The organism is Streptomyces sp. NPDC044921, assembly GCF_056432865.1.
In genome coordinates this window covers 120899-136706 of sequence record NZ_JBWKIF010000018.1, presented here as the reverse complement: position 1 = coordinate 136706, position 15808 = coordinate 120899, and the positions used below count along the sequence as shown (strand labels likewise).

At 71.0% G+C, this 15808-nt stretch carries 15 protein-coding genes and 1 pseudogene; 3 read left to right on the top strand and 13 right to left on the bottom strand.

From position 1 onward, the window contains the following. Nucleotides 1–14 precede the first annotated feature (14 nt). Entirely contained in the window at nt 15–815 is an 801-nt protein-coding gene (locus AC07DA_RS26445; RefSeq protein ID WP_479130683.1) for a GNAT family N-acetyltransferase, read from the bottom strand. Nucleotides 816–1042: 227 nt separating this feature from the next. On the opposite strand from AC07DA_RS26445, the gene AC07DA_RS26440 reads away from it, so the two are divergent. Then, nucleotides 1043–2455 (top strand): condensation domain-containing protein, encoded by a 1413-nt coding sequence (locus AC07DA_RS26440; protein ID WP_479130682.1) that lies wholly within the window; start codon nt 1043–1045, stop codon nt 2453–2455. A 13-nt stretch (nt 2456–2468) separates the two neighbouring features. Here AC07DA_RS26440 and ccsB read toward each other — a convergent pair whose 3' ends face one another. The 7 genes from ccsB to hemL form a co-directional block, all read right to left on the bottom strand. Continuing rightward, the gene (gene ccsB, locus AC07DA_RS26435) at nt 2469–3548 is read right to left on the bottom strand and encodes a c-type cytochrome biogenesis protein CcsB (RefSeq protein ID WP_479130681.1); all 1080 of its coding nucleotides are present in this window, start codon (nt 3546–3548) and stop codon (nt 2469–2471) included. Then, nucleotides 3545–5275, bottom strand: coding sequence for a cytochrome c biogenesis protein ResB (resB, locus tag AC07DA_RS26430; protein WP_479130680.1), 1731 nt, complete (start codon nt 5273–5275; stop codon nt 3545–3547). Before resB ends, ccsB begins: the two co-directional genes overlap by 4 nt. A 3-nt stretch (nt 5276–5278) precedes the next feature. Next, complete coding sequence (locus tag AC07DA_RS26425; RefSeq protein ID WP_479130679.1) at nt 5279–6052, bottom strand: cytochrome c biogenesis CcdA family protein; 774 nt, start codon at nt 6050–6052, stop codon at nt 5279–5281. A gap of 1 nt (nt 6053) precedes the next feature. Further along, nucleotides 6054–6677 carry a TlpA family protein disulfide reductase gene (locus AC07DA_RS26420; RefSeq protein WP_479130678.1) on the bottom strand — a complete coding sequence of 208 codons (624 nt, stop codon included), beginning with the start codon at nt 6675–6677 and terminating at the stop codon, nt 6054–6056. Between the two features lie 66 nt (nt 6678–6743). Next, entirely contained in the window at nt 6744–8036 is a 1293-nt protein-coding gene (locus tag AC07DA_RS26415; RefSeq protein WP_479130677.1) for a polysaccharide deacetylase family protein, read from the bottom strand. Between the two features lie 162 nt (nt 8037–8198). After that, a complete protein-coding gene (locus tag AC07DA_RS26410; protein WP_479130676.1) occupies nt 8199–8936 on the bottom strand; it encodes a histidine phosphatase family protein in 738 nt (245 codons plus the stop codon). Further along, nucleotides 8933–10249 (bottom strand): glutamate-1-semialdehyde 2,1-aminomutase, encoded by a 1317-nt coding sequence (gene hemL, locus AC07DA_RS26405; RefSeq protein ID WP_479130675.1) that lies wholly within the window; start codon nt 10247–10249, stop codon nt 8933–8935. Before hemL ends, AC07DA_RS26410 begins: the two co-directional genes overlap by 4 nt. A gap of 305 nt (nt 10250–10554) precedes the next feature. Between hemL and AC07DA_RS26400 the strand changes: the two genes are divergently transcribed. Continuing rightward, a complete protein-coding gene (locus AC07DA_RS26400; RefSeq protein ID WP_479130674.1) occupies nt 10555–11193 on the top strand; it encodes a hypothetical protein in 639 nt (212 codons plus the stop codon). A 217-nt stretch (nt 11194–11410) separates the two neighbouring features. Here AC07DA_RS26400 and AC07DA_RS26395 read toward each other — a convergent pair whose 3' ends face one another. Next, the gene (locus AC07DA_RS26395) at nt 11411–12808 is read right to left on the bottom strand and encodes an NAD(P)-binding domain-containing protein (RefSeq protein ID WP_479130673.1); all 1398 of its coding nucleotides are present in this window, start codon (nt 12806–12808) and stop codon (nt 11411–11413) included. Between the two features lie 283 nt (nt 12809–13091). On the opposite strand from AC07DA_RS26395, the gene AC07DA_RS26390 reads away from it, so the two are divergent. Then, complete coding sequence (locus AC07DA_RS26390; RefSeq protein ID WP_473870467.1) at nt 13092–13457, top strand: ArsR/SmtB family transcription factor; 366 nt, start codon at nt 13092–13094, stop codon at nt 13455–13457. A 25-nt stretch (nt 13458–13482) separates the two neighbouring features. On the opposite strand, the gene AC07DA_RS26385 is transcribed toward AC07DA_RS26390, so the two are convergent. The 4 genes and pseudogenes from AC07DA_RS26385 to AC07DA_RS26370 form a co-directional block, all read right to left on the bottom strand. Then, on the bottom strand, nt 13483–13719 hold the full coding sequence (locus AC07DA_RS26385; RefSeq protein WP_479130672.1) for an ArsR/SmtB family transcription factor: 237 nt from the start codon (nt 13717–13719) through the stop codon (nt 13483–13485). A 34-nt stretch (nt 13720–13753) separates the two neighbouring features. Next, nucleotides 13754–14312, bottom strand: a pseudogene (locus AC07DA_RS26380) (FAD-dependent oxidoreductase); the annotation flags it as partial. After that, nucleotides 14309–15418, bottom strand: coding sequence for an ACR3 family arsenite efflux transporter (gene arsB / locus AC07DA_RS26375; protein WP_479130671.1), 1110 nt, complete (start codon nt 15416–15418; stop codon nt 14309–14311). The gene arsB and the pseudogene AC07DA_RS26380, both read right to left, overlap by 4 nt. Beyond that, nucleotides 15415–15723, bottom strand: a complete 309-nt coding sequence (locus AC07DA_RS26370; protein WP_479130670.1) for an ArsR/SmtB family transcription factor — start codon at nt 15721–15723, stop codon at nt 15415–15417. The genes arsB and AC07DA_RS26370 overlap by 4 nt, the downstream gene beginning before the upstream one ends. Nucleotides 15724–15808: the final 85 nt, after the last annotated feature.

The window sequence follows — 15808 nt, the reverse complement described above, 5'->3', positions numbered from 1 at the left end:
CGCGGAGCGGCCGCTCACCCCTGGAGCCCGTAGAAGCGGATCGGTGAGTTCGGCTCGAAGCCGATCCTCGGGTACACCGGTGCTCCCGCCGCCGTCGCGTGCAGGGTCGCCCGGGTCAGGCCGGTGGCCCTGGCGCCCTCGTGGAGGGCCTTGCGGGTCACCGCCTCCCCGTAGCCCCGTCGCTCCCAGTCCGGGTCCGTGGCCACGAGGACGACGAACAGGCGGCCCTCGGCCTCCACGGTGGCGGCGCAGGTGACAGGGGTGCCGTCGCGCAGCCCCAGGTAGGCGTGCACCTCGTTCTTCCACAGCGCGGAGCCGGCGAGGCCGTCGCGGGCGTCCTCCGGCGGGAAGCCGTAGGCCCGCGCGTTGAGGTCCGCGTAGGCGCGCAGCAGCTCGTCGTCGGTGACGCGCGTGAACGTCAGGTCGGGGTGGGCCGGTTCGGGCAGCGACGGCAGGTCGGCCGCCATGCCGGTGCCGGGGAAGGCGTACGCCAGGCCGGCCGCGGCGGCGGCCTCGTCGAGCCCGGCCCGGGCCCGTTCGTCGAGCAGGTCCTCGAAGACCCACAGGAACCCGGGCCGCTCCTTCGACCGCATCACGCCCGCCGCCTCGCCGAGCCGCTGCTTCAGCAGCCCGGCGTCCGCGCCGACGTCCGTCAGCGTGAGGCAGTTCCAGAACGGGAAGCGGCAGTCGGCCCACCGCACGGCGATCCCGGGCAGGTCGCGGACGTCCGAGGAGGGATCACGGTCGAGCACCATGGCCCGCCAGACCAGCGCGAGTTGTTCCATCGACTCGACCGAGTCCGCGTGACGGCGCATGAAACCCCCAAGGGCGTCGAAAGGGCGCGGGCCGCACGGACGGTACACGCTCGCCGCCGCCCGGGGGCGGGTACCGGCCAGGCCGTCAACCGGGGCAGCGGCACCGCCTCGGATCGCCGTTCGAGATGCCATCCGTTCCCATGAAATCCGGCACCGGGCCGTGTGTCCGGCGGCCGGCTCGCCATTGTGCTGGTCGGGTCTGTCCCAACCGCGAACGGAGACGCCCTGTGCGAATGTCTGATATCCAGCGCTGCGACGTCCGGCCTGGACGACTCGTCGAGTGGACGCTCAGTCCGGCGACCGTCGCGACGGCGAAGGCGCTGCCGGAGGACTCGCGGCCGCCCGCCTACATCCAGGAGTCCCACCTCCGGACGGCGCGCTCGGTGCGCGAGGACGGCCTGTTCGTGCCGACCTGGCTCGGGGCCGCCTTCGACCTGCCCGGCCGGGCCGACCTGGACGCGCTGGGCGCGGCCCTGCGCGGCTGGACGCTGCGGCACGAGACGCTGCGCAGCGGCTTCCGCTGGGCGGGCGGGCCGGGCGACTCGATCCGCCGCTTCACGCTCGACGCGGACGCCGTGTCGCTGCACCGCGAGGACGTCGGCGACTTCACCGACCCCGCGGCCCTGGCGCAGCACCTCCAGGACCGCTTCGACACCACGGCGGACGCCCTGCGCTGGCCCAACCTCATCTACACCGCGGTCGTCAGGGACGACACCACCAGCGTGTACATGGCCTTCGACCACAGCAACGTCGACGCGTTCTCGATCTACCGCATCCCGGCCGAGATCCACGAGCTGTACGCCGCCCACCGCAGCGGACGCACCCCGGACCAGGCACCGGTCAGCAGCTACGTCGACTTCTGCGAGGCCGAGCGGGCGGACGCGGACCGGATCGACGCCGACCACGAGGTCGTGGCCCGCTGGCGGGAGTTCATCCGGCGCTGCGACGGGCGGCTGCCGGGCTTCCCCGTCGACCTCGGGCTGGAGCCCGGTGACACGCTGCCCACCCAGAAGCTGATGCGCGAGATGCTCGTGGACGCGGACGCCGCCGCCGCGTTCGAGGCGTACTGCCGCCCCTGCGGCGGCACCCTGGTCGGCCTGCTGGCCGCGACCGCGCTGATCGTCCACGAGATCGGCGGGGAGCCCGTCTACCGCACCGTGGTGCCCTTCCACACGCGGGCGCGGTCGGCGTACTCGGACTCCGTGGGCTGGTACGTCGGCGGCGCGCCGATCGAGGTGCCCGTGGCCCGCACGCCCGACTTCCCGGCCGCGCTGACGACCGTGCGCAACGCGCTGCACGCCGCCCGGCCGCTGGCCCGCATGCCGCTCGCCCGCGTGCTGCGGCTGCTGGGCGCCGACTTCCGGCCGACCTCTCCGGACATGTACTCGATCGTGTCGTACACCGACACCCGCGCCATCCCGGACTCCACGCGCTGGACCGAGCGCAACGCCTACGGCCTGATCAGGGTGTCGTACGGCGACCAGGTCTGCGCCTGGGTCACCCGGCTGCACGAGGGGCTGTGGTTCGCGGCCCGCCACCCGGACACCGACGTCGCCCACAAGAACCTGCGGCTGTACGCCGACCGGCTGCGCGACATCGTCCTGTCGGTCGTGGACCGCGCCCCCCACACCAGGCGGTGAGACGCCGCGGGTGCTACACGCCCGCGTACGAGTGCAGGCCGGAGACGAACATGTTGACGCCGTAGTAGTTGAACAGCCAGCAGGCGAAGGCGAGCAGGGCCAGGTAGGCGGCCTTGCGGCCCTTCCAGCCGGCCGTGGCGCGGGCGTGCAGGTAACCGGCGTAGGCGACCCAGGTGATGAAGGACCAGGTCTCCTTGGGGTCCCAGCCCCAGTAGCGGCCCCAGGCGTCGCCCGCCCAGATCGCGCCCGCGATGATCGTGAACGTCCACAGCGGGAAGACGGCGGCGTTCACGCGGTAGGAGAACTTGTCCAGGGAGGCGGCGGAGGGCAGCCGCTCCAGCACCGAGGTCGCGAAGGTGCCGGGACGGCCGCCGCCCGCGAGCTTGTTCTCGTAGGAGTCCTTGAACAGGTACAGGATCGTGCCGACCGCGCCCACGTAGAAGACCGCGCCGCAGAAGATCGCCGTGGAGACGTGGATGTACAGCCAGTACGAGTGCAGCGCCGGGACCAGCTGGTCGCTCTCGGTGTACAGGACCGTGACCGCGAGGCCCAGGTCGAGCAGGACGGTGGTGGTCAGGAACAGGCCGAGCCAGCGGATGTTCTTCTTCAGCGCCAGCAGTCCGAGGTACACGCCGACGGCGACCGTGGAGAACGTGATGTTGAACTCGTACATGTTGCCCCACGGGGCCCGCTCCACCGAGGCCGCGCGGGCGATGACGCCGCCCAGCTCCAGCAGGAACGCGAGCACGGTGAGGGAGATGGCGATGCGGCCGTACAGGTCGCCCTGCGCGTCACCGCCGTGCGCTCCCGGGCCGTCCGGCACGTCCCGCTGGCCGGCCGCGGCCCGCACGGTGACCTTCGGCCGCTCCAGCACGGCGGTGCCGCCCGCCTGGTTGACGGTGACGGCGGGCGCCTTCTTCGCCTCGGGCTTCGCCGTGAGCGCGGCCGCCGTGCGGGCGACCTTGCTGCGGCTGCCGAAGAGCCATTCGGCGATGTACGCGAAGAAGGCCAGGGTGTAGACGGCCATCGCGGAGTAGATCAGCGTATTGCTGAGGTTGGCCAGGTTCTCGTTGGTCGCGGCGGCGAGCGTCACTGCTTCTCAGCCCCTTCGGCGGGTACGGGGGTCGTGGTGCCCGGCTCCTGGGCGGGGTCGGGGGAATCTGCGGGGTCGGGCGCGGCGGGCGCCTGGTCGTACAGGATCCCGGCGAGGTCCCCCAGTTCCTCCGGGACCTTCGCGGACTCGCTGCGGCCGAGCCCGGCCATCTCGACGACGGTGACGCCGTCGGCGCCCCGGACCGCGCGGACCCAGACGCGGCGGCGCTGGATGAACAGCGAGCCGGCCAGTCCGAGGATCGCGGCGACGGCGCCGCCCAGGGCCCAGCCGCTGGCGGGCTGCTGGGTGATCTGGAACTGCGCCCACTCCTTGATGTCCTTCTCGAACGTGACCGAGCCGGCGCCGTTCGGCAGCTGCATGGTCTGGCCGGGCTTGAGCAGCTTCTTCAGCAGCTTGCCGTCGGAGCCCTTGAACTCCTTCATGTTCTTCTTGTCGAGCTGGTACACGCTCTGCGGCAGGCCCGAGTCGACGCCCAGGTCGCCGTGGTACGCGTTCAGCGCGAGCACCGGGCTCATCAGCGCCGGGAACTGGGAGACCATCGCGCCGCCGTTGTAGGTGGGCACGAAGAACGCCTGGAAGCCGAGCTGTTCCTTCTCGCCCTCGGCGTTGCGGTAGCCGTCCATGACCTTGACGGCGCCGGAGGAGGTGGCGAAGCCGTCCAGCGGCAGCAGCGGCACGGCGTCGCGGTAGACGATCTTGCCCTTGCCGTCGCGGACGGTGACGACCGGGGCGTAGCCGTGGGCGGCGAGGTAGACCTTGGTGTCGCCGATGGTGAGCGGCTCGTTGACCTTGATGGTCCTGTGCCGGTCCTTGCCGTAGGCGCCCTCGCTGTAGTCGACCGTCGCCTGGTACGTGCGCGGGGTGCCCCGGTTGGGGCCGCTCATCTCGTAGGTGCCCTCGAAGTCCTTCAGGCGGAAGCTGAAGGGGTTCAGGTCGTCCTGGGTGAAGAGGTTGCCGGACTTGAAGTCGTCGTACTGGGTGAGGGTGTTGGAGAAGCCGTCGCCCTCGACGACCAGTTTGAAGCCCTCCGCTTTGAACAGCTGGCCCCAGGCGAAGGCGATCAGCATCACGATCAGGGCCAGGTGGAAGACCAGGTTGCCGACCTCGCGCAGGTAGCCCTTCTCGGCGGCGACCGCGTCACCGGCGAGGTGCGCGCGGAAGCGGCGCCGCTTCAGCAGGGCGAGCGCGGCCTCGCGGACCCGCTCCGGCTCGGCCGTGGTGCGCCACGTGGTGTGGGCGGGCAGCCGGGTCAGCCGCCTGGGCGCGCCCGGCGGGCGGCCGCGCAGCTGGCCGACGAACTGCCAGGTGCGGGGCACGATGCAGCCGATGAGGGAGACGAACAGCAGGATGTAGATCGCGGAGAACCACACCGAGCTGTAGACGTGGAACAGCCCGAGCTTGTCGTAGACGTCGCCGAGGGTGGGGTTGTTCTTGCGGAACTCGGCGACCTTGGTGGCGTCGATGCCGGTCTGCGGGATCAGCGAGCCGGGGATCGCGCCCAGGGAGAGCAGCAGGAGCAGCAGCAGCGCGACCCGCATGGAGGTCAGTTGCCGCCAGAACCAGCGGGCCCAGCCGATGACGCCCAGGGACGGCAGGGCGGGCGCCTCCTCCTTGGGGGCGGTGGACAGCTGGGCTCCGGCGTCGCCGAGGTCCTGGTCCTCGGAACCGCCGGCGGGGGCCGGTTCGGTGGTGCCGGTCTTGCTCATCGATCAGATCCCCACAGTGAAGCCGTTGGACCAGGACTGCATGTCCTGCACGATGACGTCCCAGGCGCCGGTCAGCAGCAGCAGACCGGTGACGATCATCATGCTGCCGCCGATCCGCATCACCCAGACGTAGTGGCGCTTGACCCAGCCGAAGGCGCCCAGCGCCTTGCGGAAGGCGACCGCGGCGAGCACGAAGGGCACCCCGAGGCCGAGGCAGTACGCCACCGTCAGTATGGCGCCGCGGCCCGCGCTGCCCTGGTTGGACGAGAGCGCCAGCACCGAGGCGAGGGTGGGGCCGATGCAGGGCGTCCAGCCGATGCCGAACAGCGCGCCCAGCAGCGGTGCCCCGGCCAGGCCGGTCACCGGCCGCTTGTGGAAGCGGAACTCGCGCTGCGTCATCCAGGGCATCAGCCCCATGAAGAACACGCCCATGAGGACCATGAGCCCGCCGAGGACCTTGGACAGCACGTCCCGGTTGGCCTGGAGCGTCTCGCCGAAGTAGCCGAACAGCGCCCCGGAGGAGACGAAGACGGCGGTGAAGCCGAGCACGAACAGGGAGGCCCCCGCGACCATCCGGCCGCGCCGGGCCTCGGCCAGGTCGGTGCCGGTGACGCCGGTCACGTAGGAGAGGTAGCCGGGGACGAGCGGCAGGACGCAGGGGGAGAAGAAGGAGACCAGTCCGCCGAGCAGCGCGATGGGCAGGGCCGCCAGCAGGGCGCCGTTGAGCACCGTGCCGTTGTAGCCCGTCGCCGCGAGCGTGGTGACTGCGGAGGTCACGTCACTTCTCCGCGAGGACCGGGGCGATCATCTTGCGCAGCTTCTCCTCGCTCAGCGCCTGCAGCGAGCGGGCGGCGATCTTCCCCTCCCGGTCGAAGACGAGCGTGGAGGGGATCGCCTGCGGGTTGAGGGTGCCGCGCTCGAAGCGGAGCATCAGCTTGCCCGTCGGGTCGTACAGGCTCGGGTACGTCACCCCGTAGGCCTCCTCGAAGGCGAGGGCCGGGCCGGTGCTGGTGTCGCGGGTGTTGATGCCGACGAACTGGACGCCCTCGTCCTTCAGGTCCTCGGAGACCTTCTGGAAGCCGGGGGCCTCGGCGCGGCAGGGCGGGCACCAGGAGCCCCAGACGTTGACGACGACGACCTTGCCCTTGTAGTCGTCGACGTCCAGCTGCTTGCCGTCGACGGTCTTGCCGGACAGGTCGGGGGCGTCCGCGCGTTCGCCCTTGTCCGCGGTGGCGATGCCGTCCTTGCCCAGGACGAAGTTGGTGTCGCCGCCCCCGCCCGACGTCCCGCCGGAGCTGCACGCGGACAGGGTCAGCGCGGCGGCCGCGGCACCGGCGGCGAGCAGGACGGCGCGGCTACGGGTGCGGTTCGAGCGCAGGGGGGCGTGGCTGGCGGCACTCATGTGAAAAGTTTCGCATGTCCGTTCCGGGGATCTCGCCCGCCCCCCTTGCGGGCGGAAAACCGCATTTCAGGCGGCGTTCGAGGAGGGAGAGCCCGAGTTCGTGGGGGTTGACTTCAGGAACTCCCGCCAGCCGCCCGCCGGCTGCTGGCCGACATCGAGGGTCCGCAGCTTCGCGAGCACCTCGGGCCGCTGCGCGTCCATCCAGTCGACGTACTGCCGGAAAGAGACGAGACGCACATCGCCGCCCTTTTCCTTGGCGCGGGCGATGTGCTTGAAGGCCTCCTCGACGGCGTCCATGTAGATGCCGCCGTTCCACTGCTCGAAGTGGTTGCCGATGAAGAGCGGTGCCCGGTTTGTCTTGTATGCCCGCTTGAATCCCTGGATGTACGCCTGCGCCGCCTGCTCGCGCCAGCCCGGGTAGTTGTGCGCGGGGGCCTTCGTGGAGTTCAGCGACTGGTTGGCCAGCATGTTGTAGTCCATCGACAGGACCTCGAAGCGGCGGCCGGGGAACGGTATCTGCTGCAGGGGCAGGTCCCAGATGCCCCGCCGCTTCACGGGCCAGACCTGGCGACCGCCCGGGGAGGAGGCGTCGTAGCGCCAGCCCAGCGCGCGGGCGGTGGGCAGCAGGTTGTCCTGGCCGAGCAGGCAGGGCGTGCGGCCGCCGACGAGCTCCTTGTCGTAGTCGAACGGCAGCGCGGGCAGGTCCGTCCAGCCGGTGTTGGTGCGCCACTCCTTCACGAAGGACTTCGCCTGGTCGATCTCGCTGCGCCACTGCCGGGGCGTCCAGTGCTTGACCGAGCCGTGGGAATCGCCGCAGAAGTGGCCGTTGAAGTGCGTGCCGATCTCGTGGCCCTCCAGCCAGGCGCGGCGGACGTTCTTCAGGGTGTCCTTGATGTGCGCGTCGGTGAGGTAGCCGATGTCGGAGGCGCCGCGCGGGTTGTTCGGCGGGTCGTACAGGCGCTTCTTCGACTCGGGCAGCAGGTACAGCCCGGACAGGAAGAAGGTCATGCTCGCGCCGTGCTCCTTGGCCAGGTCCAGGAAGCGCGGGAAGAGGCCGTTGCCGACCTCGCCTGCGCCGTCCCAGGAGAACACGACGAACTGCGGGGGCGCCTGGCCCGGCTGAAGGGGCTCCGGCTTCGCGGGCTGGTGCGGCTGCTTGCCGGTGTAGGCGGTGGAGCCGTCGCCGATGGGGCGGGCGGTGGGCTCGGGCTTCGACCGGCCCCGCGCGCTGTCACCGCCGGAACCGTCGGCGTGGCTCGCGTCGTCCGACCCCGTGAGGCCGGCGCACCCGGCGAGCGAGACAGCGGCGGCGGCTCCCGCGCCGATTGAGAGCATTCCCCTGCGGGAGTAAGGGCGCATTGCTTCCCCGATCCGTCACGTTCTCTGGTGGTCACCCAGTCAGAGGACGTGACGGTCGGGGAGGTTCCGGAAAAATTTGCAGATTCCGTAACGAAGGAGTCAAAAACGATCGCAAAGGGTCAGAGCCCGTCTTGGGCAGGCCCTCGCTCGCGATCGGTCCGCCTAGGCGCCGAACGCCTTGTCCTTGCCCTTCACCGGCTTCGCCCCCGCGAGGAGGTGCGCCGGGACGAGGTCGCGGGCCGGCTCGCTGTAGCCCACGGAGACGATCCGGTCGCCCTGGTACGTGAAGGTCGTCAGCGAGGCGAGCGTGCACTGCCGCCTGCGCGGGTCGTGCCACAGCCGCCGCCGCTCGACGTAGGACCGCACGATCCAGATGGGCAGCTGGTGGCTGACCACCACCGCCTCGTGCCCGCGCGCCCTGTCCTTCGCCGCGCCCAGCGCGCTCATCATGCGCACGACCTGGTCCACGTACGGCTCGCCCCAGGACGGCCGGAACGGGTTGACCAGGTGCCGCCAGTTGCCGGGCTTGCGCAGCGCCCCGTCCCCGACGCCGAACGTCTTGCCCTGGAAGATGTTCTCCGCCTCGATCAGCCGCTCGTCCGTCGCCAGGTCCAGCCCGTGCGCCTTGGCGATCGGCTCGGCCGTCTCCTGCGCGCGCTCCAGCGGCGAGGCGACGACGTAGGTCACGTCCCGGGGCGCCAGGTGCTCGGCGACCCGGTCGGCCATGCGGCGGCCGAGCTCGGACAGGTGGTAGCCGGGCAGCCGGCCGTAGAGGATGCCGTCCGGGTTGGCGACCTCGCCGTGCCGCATGAGGTGGACGACGGTGATGTCGTCGTCGCTCTTGCTGCCCTTGCCGCTGTTCGTGCTCTTGTCGCTCTGGGGGCTCGTCGCGTCGCTCATGCCGTCGCCTCCGCCGCGGCGCGGGCCGCCGCCGGGAGGGCGTCGGCGATCTTCTGCACGGCCCGCTCGTCGTGCGCGGTGGACACGAACCACGACTCGAAGGACGACGGCGGCAGGTACACGCCGTTCGCGAGCAGCGAGTGGAAGAACGCGGTGAAGCGGAACGACTCCTGCGCCTTGGCGTCCTCGTAGTTGCGCACGGGCCGGTCGGTGAAGAACACCGAGAACATGTTGGAGGCGGTCTGCAGCCGGTGCGCCACGCCTTCCTTGGCCAGGGCCTCGGTGACGAGCCCCTGGATCTCCCGCGACACCGCGTCGACCTTCGCGTACGCCGCGTCGTCGAGGAGCCTGAGCTGGGCCAGCCCGGCGGCGGTCGCGACGGGGTTCCCGGAGAGGGTGCCGGCCTGGTAGACCGGCCCGGCCGGGGCGAGGTGGGCCATCACGTCCGCGCGGCCGCCGAAGGCCGCGGCCGGGAAGCCGCCGCCCATCACCTTGCCGAAGGTCATCAGGTCCGGGACCACGCCGTCGACCCCGAACCAGCCGGCGCGGCTGGTCCGGAAGCCGGTCATGACCTCGTCGGAGATGTACAGCGCGCCGTTCTCGGAGCAGATGTCCTTCAGACCCTGGTTGAACCCCTCGGCGGGCGGGACGACGCCCATGTTGCCCGGCGAGGCCTCGGTGATCACGCAGGCGATCTCGCCCGGGTGGGCCCGGAAGGCCGCGCGGACGGCGTCGAGGTCGTTGTAGGGCAGGACGATGGTGTCGCCGGCCTGGGCGCCGGTGACGCCCGGGGTGTCGGGCAGCGCGAAGGTGGCCACGCCGCTGCCGGCCGCGGCGAGCAGCGAGTCGACGTGCCCGTGGTAGCAGCCCGCGAACTTGACCACCTTCGTCCGCCGGGTGAACCCCCGCGCGAGCCGGATCGCGGACATGGTCGCCTCGGTCCCGCTGGACACCAGCCGCACCTGCTCCAGCGGCGCGACCCGGGCGACCATCTCCTCGGCGAGCGCGACCTCGCCCTCGCCGGGCGTGCCGAAGGACGTGCCGCGGGCGACGGCGTCCTGCACGGCGGCGATCACCTCCGGGTGCGCGTGCCCGAGGATCATGGGACCCCAGGAGCACACCAGGTCCACGTACTCCCGCCCGTCGGCGTCCGTCAGGTACGGGCCCGTGCCGGACACCATGAACCGGGGGGTGCCGCCGACGGCCCGGAAGGCCCGGACCGGGGAGTTCACGCCGCCGGGCGTGACGGCCGCCGCGCGGTCGAACAGAGCCTGCGAGGCCGGTGCTTCATACGGATATGCCAGTTCACTCATGACCTGCGACTTCTCCGACCTTCTCCGACGTAGTCGGGCTCCGGGTGCCAGTGACCTGTTCAGGGTAGGCCAGGGCTCCGGGAGCGAGGGCGCGGGACAACCGGACCCCGGGCCCCTGTGGTCTGCGAGACTGGGACCTGATACACACAGCTCGAGCGGCCCCACGCTGGTCGGAGGCTGCGAAGATCCTGCGGACAGATGTTTCAGCGCACGTTTCGGCGGGCGGCCGTGGGGGAGGTCACTGACACGATGATCGGGTTGCGCGGCGGGGGCGACGCGTTCTGGAAAAGCAGTCGGGTGGAGATATGCATCGCGGTGGCGGACTGGGCGAGGGGACTGATGACCTGGGTCCTCGACGTGCCCGGCGGGGAAGGCACCGGCGCGAAGCGGAGGACACGCAGGAGACACCTCGGGCCCAGGGTCGGCCGGGTGAACCGGAGCGCCTCGACGGACGTACTGAACGGCGAGTGGACGATCTTCGGGCCGGGAGCGGGAATGGTGGTCGGGTGGGGGTGACGTACAAGTACTTCGGCGCGCCCGACGGCGCCACGGCGGCCCGCGTCCCGATCTCGATGCGTCCCGAGGAACTCGGCGGCGACGAGCTGGGCATGAACGGCATGTTCACGAAGATCAAGCCGGAGACCATGGCCGCGATGGTCCTCACGGGCATCGAGGGCGTCCCCCTGCACAAGGTCCCGCCCCTGGAACTGGTCGTCCTGCACCCCGACTACGCGGTCGTCAAGCTCCCCATGACGGTCGTCGACCCGCTGCGCGGCATCGGCGAGGAGGCGGTCGGAGCGGCGGCCTTCATCTGGTCGACGGTCCCGGACCGGGGCGGCCCGCGGGACGCGTTCAACGTGTACCAACTGCTGCACGAGTGGCAGGACTTCAGCCATCGGCTGCACGAGGCGGGGCATCAGCCTTATTGCTTGGTGTGGCCCTGAGCTGGGGTTTCGTAGGAGTCGGGCGGGGTCTTCGGGCCTCGCCCTTTTGCGTGCCGGGGAGGGGCCGTCAGGCGGCCAGGGCACATTGGTGCTCTTGCTGGGCGCTGCCCGAGCCGCACATGCCCCCGCTTCAGACAGAGGGCGGGTAGAGCGGCGCGGGGCCGCGACCGGTCCCCTGTTCCGGTCGCGGCCCCGCTGTCGCGGGTGTTGAGGCCGGTCACGAGCCGCAGCAGCCGCCCGCCGAAGCGTCCTCGGCAGCGGTGCTCACTGCCGCGGGCGCGGCGAGCTGAACGAGCTGGGGTTCCGGTGCGGCGCAGCAGCCGCCGCCGTCGGTCTGCTGAGCGTCGGGGGTGTCGAAGAGGCCCGCGCCGCCGCAGACGCCGGTCTCGGGGAGGGTGAGTTCGACGCGGTCGGCGGATTCGAGGTCGCCGGCGATGGCCGCGGCGACGGAGCGGACCTGCTCGTACCCGGTCATGGCCAGGAAGGTGGGGGCGCGGCCGTAGGACTTCATGCCGACCAGGTAGATGCCCTGCTCGGGATGGGAGAGCTCGCGGTGGCCGTGGGGGTAGACGGTGCCGCAGGAGTGCTGGTTGGGGTCGATCAACGGGGCGAGTTCCACAGGTGCTTGGAGGCGCTCGTCGAGGTGCAGGCGGATTTCGGAGAGGAAGGACAGGTCGGGACGGAAGCCGGTGAGCACGATCACCTCGTCCACGGGCTCCAGGCGGCGGCCGTCCTCGCCCACCAGGACCAGGCGTCCGTCGGCGTCGCGTTCGAACGCCTCGGTGCGGAAGCCGGTGACCGCGTCCGCGTGCCCCTTGTCGACAGCGGCCTTCGCCGCGAGGCCGAGGGCGCCGCGGGCGGGGAGCTGGTCGGCGGTGCCGCCGCCGAAGGTGGAGCCTGAGATGCCCCGGCGCAGGACCCACACCGCGTGCGTTCCCCCACCGTCCTCGGACTCGGCCAGCTCGTCGAGGTACGCGAGCGCGGTGAACGCGGAGGCGCCCGAACCGATGACGGCCGTGCGCCTGCCCGCGTACCGGGCACGGACGGCCGGGTTCTTCAGGTCGGGCACGCGGTAGGTGATCCGGTCGGCCGCCGCCTTCTCCCCGAGCGCGGGCAGGCCGCTGCCGCCGGCCGGACCGGTCGTGGCCCAGGTACCGGAGGCGTCGATCACCGCGCGGGCGAGGATGCGCTCCTCGCGGCCGTCGGCGTACTCGACGTGCACGACGAAGGGCTGCTGTTCCCGGTCGGCGTCGACGATCCGGTCGCGGCCCGCGCGGGAGACACCGGTGACGGTGGCTCTGGTGCGGACCTTGTCGCCGAGGGTGTCGGCGAGTGGCTGCAGGTACTGTTCGGCCCAGTCGCCGCCGGACGGGTACGTCGCCGGGTCGGGCCGGGTCCAGCCGGTGGGGGCCAGGAGCTTCTCGGCGGCCGGGTCGACGACCTCACCCCAGGTGGAGAACAGCCGCACGTGGCTCCACTCACGCACGGCCGCGCCGGCCTTGTCGCCCGCTTCCAGGACGAGGGGCTCGATGCCGCGCTCGATGAGGTGGGTGGCTGCGGCCAGTCCGGCGGGGCCGGCCCCGACGACGATGACGGGGAGCTGCTGGGTGCTCATGATGCTCGGTCTCCTCTGGGGATGAAGGGGTCAGCGCGCGTGGGTGAAGGCGGTCATCTGGGCGTGCCGCCGACGTTCTGCCACGCGGGAGGCGCTGTCGCTGACCTGGGCGCAGCCGTCGCAGAAGCTGACTCCGGCCAGGTGGCGGGTGGTGCGGCGGACCCGGGCCGCGGTGAGAACGGTACGGAGATGGTGGTCACGACGACCCCTTGTTTCGATGCTTGTCGATGTCCCTGTCACCTCGGAGCTTGCCACCCGTATCGACGAGTGTCAACATAGACGCATGTCGAAATCAGAGGTCGTGGGTTTGCCCGTCCTGCAGGACGGCGACGTCGTGCCGTGCTGCCCGCCGATCACCGCCGGGGAGCTGTCCCCGGCGGACGCGGAGAAGATGGCCGCCATGTTCAAGGCACTCTCCGACCCGGTGCGCCTGCGGCTGTTCTCCAAGATCGCCTCCCACCCGGGCGGCGAGGCGTGCGTGTGCGACATCGCCGACGTCGGCGTCTCCCAGCCGACCGTCTCCCACCACCTCAAGAAGCTGCGCGAGGCCGGACTGCTGACCTCCGAGCGGCGCGGCACCTGGGTCTACTACCAGGTCGCCCCGTCCGTAGTGGCGGCCATGGCGGCCATGCTCGACCTGCGCGGCTGACCGCCGCCAGGAACCGGCTCCGCGGTCAGGCGCCGCAGCCGGGCGGGCAGCAGCGCAGCAGGTACTCCTTGAGGGCGTCCAGGCGATGGGCCATGGTGGCACCGTCGGCGCGGTAGAAAACCTGCTTGCCCTCCTTGCGGGAGAGGACCAGACCGCCACGACGCAGCAGACTCAGGTGCTCGGAGGCGGTTGACGGCTTGAGGCCGCATCGCTCGGCGATCTCTCCGACGGTCAACTCGCGAGCCCCGGCGAACTGCTGCATGACCAGTTGGCGGGTCTCGCTCGCCAGAGCCTTGAGGAAAGGGCGAGGTCGGCCGCGATCGGGGCGCCGGAGTTTCCTCCGCCGATCACGAGGACGTGCTGTCCGGCGAAGTCGCCTGGGCGGCGGTAGTTCACGGTGTGCAACTGCCGCCCGGTGAAGTCGCTGCTGCCGGGGACGGCGGGGACGAGGGGCCGCGACCAGGTGCCGGTGGCGCTGATGACCGCCCGGGCCCGCCAGCGGCCGGAGTCGGCCTCTACCAGGAGCCGGTCGCCGTCGCGGTGCACGGCGTCCACTCGGGTGCCGTGCTGGACGGGCAGGTCGTAGCGCTTCTCGTAGTCGGTCAGGTAGTCCACCACGTGACCGGCGTCGGGGTAGGTCTCGCCGGGCTGTACGGGCATGGGCCGGCCGGGCAGGGAGGAGTGGTCGGCCGGGGAGAACAGGCGCAGCGAGTCCCACATGTGCTGCCAGGCCCCGCCCGGCGCCGGTTCGGCGTCTGGAACGGTGAAGTCGATGCCCTGGCGACGGAGGTGGTAGCCGGCGGCGAGCCCTGCCTGACCACCACCGACCACCACCACATCCGTGTGCTGCGTCACGGCGCCGTCGTCACCGCGTCGTCAGTGAACTTTTTACGCCAGGCGAGCGCGACGTAGACGAGGCCGATCAGCACCGGGACTTCGATCAGCGGTCCGACGACGCCGGACAGGGCCTGGCCGGAGGTGACGTCGAAGGTGGCGATGGCGACCGCGATGGCCAGCTCGAAGTTGTTGCCCGCCGCGGTGAACGCCAGGGTCGTGGTCCGGTCGTAGGCCAGCCCCAGGCTCTTGCCGAGGAGGAAGGTGCCGAAGAACATGACCGCGAAGTACACCAGCAGCGGCAGCGCGATGCGGGCGACGTCCAGCGGCTGGGAGGTGATGGTCTTGCCCTGCAGGGCGAAGAGGATCACGATCGTGAACAGCAGCCCGTACAGCGCCCAGGGGCCGATCCTCGGCAGGAAGCGGGACTCGTAGCCCTCGCGGCCCATCTTCTTCTCGCCGACCCGGCGGGTCAGGAAACCGGCCAGCAGCGGGACCCCCAGGAAGACGACCACGTTGAAGGCGATCTCCCACATCGAGATGTCCAGGTGCTCCCCGTCACCGAGCCCGAGCCACCCGGGCAGCAGGTCGAGGTAGAACCAGCCCAGCAGACCGAACGCGATCACCTGGAACACCGAGTTGAGCGCCACCAGTACGGCAGCGGCCTCACGGTCGCCGCAGGCCAGGTCGTTCCAGATGATGACCATGGCGATGCAGCGGGCCAGACCGACGATGATCAGACCGGTGCGGTACTCGGGCAGGTCCGGCAGGAAGATCCACGCCAGGGCGAACATCACCGCGGGTCCGAGGATCCAGTTGACGACCAGGGAGGAGATCATCAGTTTGCGGTCGCCGGTGACGGTGTCCAGCTTGTCGTAGCGGACCTTGGCCAGGACCGGATACATCATGATCAGCAGGCCGAGGGCGATGGGCAGGGAGACGCCGCCGACCTCCACCTTCGCCAGCGCGTCGTTCAGTCCGGGGATCAGTCGCCCGAGCCCCAGGCCGACGGCCATGGCGATGAGGATCCACACCGCGAGGTAGCGGTCAAGGGTGGAGAGCTTCTTGACGATCGAGTCGTCCCCCGCCCCGGCCGGAGCGGAGGTGGTGGGCTCGGTGGAGGTCACGGGCAGGCCCTCTTGTTGTCGGCGGCGGTACGGGCCTGCTCGGCCAGGTCGGCGAACTGCCCGGCGAGCTTGGCGATGACGTCGGGGCGGAGCTTGTAGTAGGTGAAGCGCCCGCACGGCTCGGTCTCCACGACCCCGGCCTCGCGCAGGACCCTGAGGTGGTTGGAGAGATTGGTCTGCCGGGCGCCGGTCTCCTCGACGAGGTGCGTGGTGCACAGCGTCTCGCGGGCCAGCAGGGTCACGATCCGGAGCCTGAGCGGGTCGGCCAGCACCCGGATCAGGTCAGTGTCGACTGACGTCATCATGGACTGATACTCTCACATCACTCCGAGCTGATACCAGCCGGGGCTGACGCCTGGGGACCCGCGCCCCTCTGCCCCGAAGGGGGTT

Bases quoted from the DNA above. Each gene is read 5' to 3' on its own strand.
- AC07DA_RS26445 (WP_479130683.1), bottom strand. From the start codon at position 815: ATGCGCCGTCACGCGGACTCGGTCGAGTCGATGGAACAACTCGCGCTG.
- resB (WP_479130680.1), bottom strand. From the start codon at position 5,275: ATGAGCAAGACCGGCACCACCGAACCGGCCCCCGCCGGCGGTTCCGAG.
- AC07DA_RS26420 (WP_479130678.1), bottom strand. From the start codon at position 6,677: ATGAGTGCCGCCAGCCACGCCCCCCTGCGCTCGAACCGCACCCGTAGC.
- AC07DA_RS26415 (WP_479130677.1), bottom strand. From the start codon at position 8,036: ATGCGCCCTTACTCCCGCAGGGGAATGCTCTCAATCGGCGCGGGAGCC.
- AC07DA_RS26410 (WP_479130676.1), bottom strand. From the start codon at position 8,936: ATGAGCGACGCGACGAGCCCCCAGAGCGACAAGAGCACGAACAGCGGC.
- hemL (WP_479130675.1), bottom strand. From the start codon at position 10,249: ATGAGTGAACTGGCATATCCGTATGAAGCACCGGCCTCGCAGGCTCTG.
- AC07DA_RS26400 (WP_479130674.1), top strand. From the start codon at position 10,555: ATGCATCGCGGTGGCGGACTGGGCGAGGGGACTGATGACCTGGGTCCT.
- AC07DA_RS26395 (WP_479130673.1), bottom strand. From the start codon at position 12,808: ATGAGCACCCAGCAGCTCCCCGTCATCGTCGTCGGGGCCGGCCCCGCC.
- AC07DA_RS26390 (WP_473870467.1), top strand. From the start codon at position 13,092: ATGTCGAAATCAGAGGTCGTGGGTTTGCCCGTCCTGCAGGACGGCGAC.
- AC07DA_RS26385 (WP_479130672.1), bottom strand. From the start codon at position 13,719: ATGCAGCAGTTCGCCGGGGCTCGCGAGTTGACCGTCGGAGAGATCGCC.
- AC07DA_RS26370 (WP_479130670.1), bottom strand. From the start codon at position 15,723: ATGATGACGTCAGTCGACACTGACCTGATCCGGGTGCTGGCCGACCCG.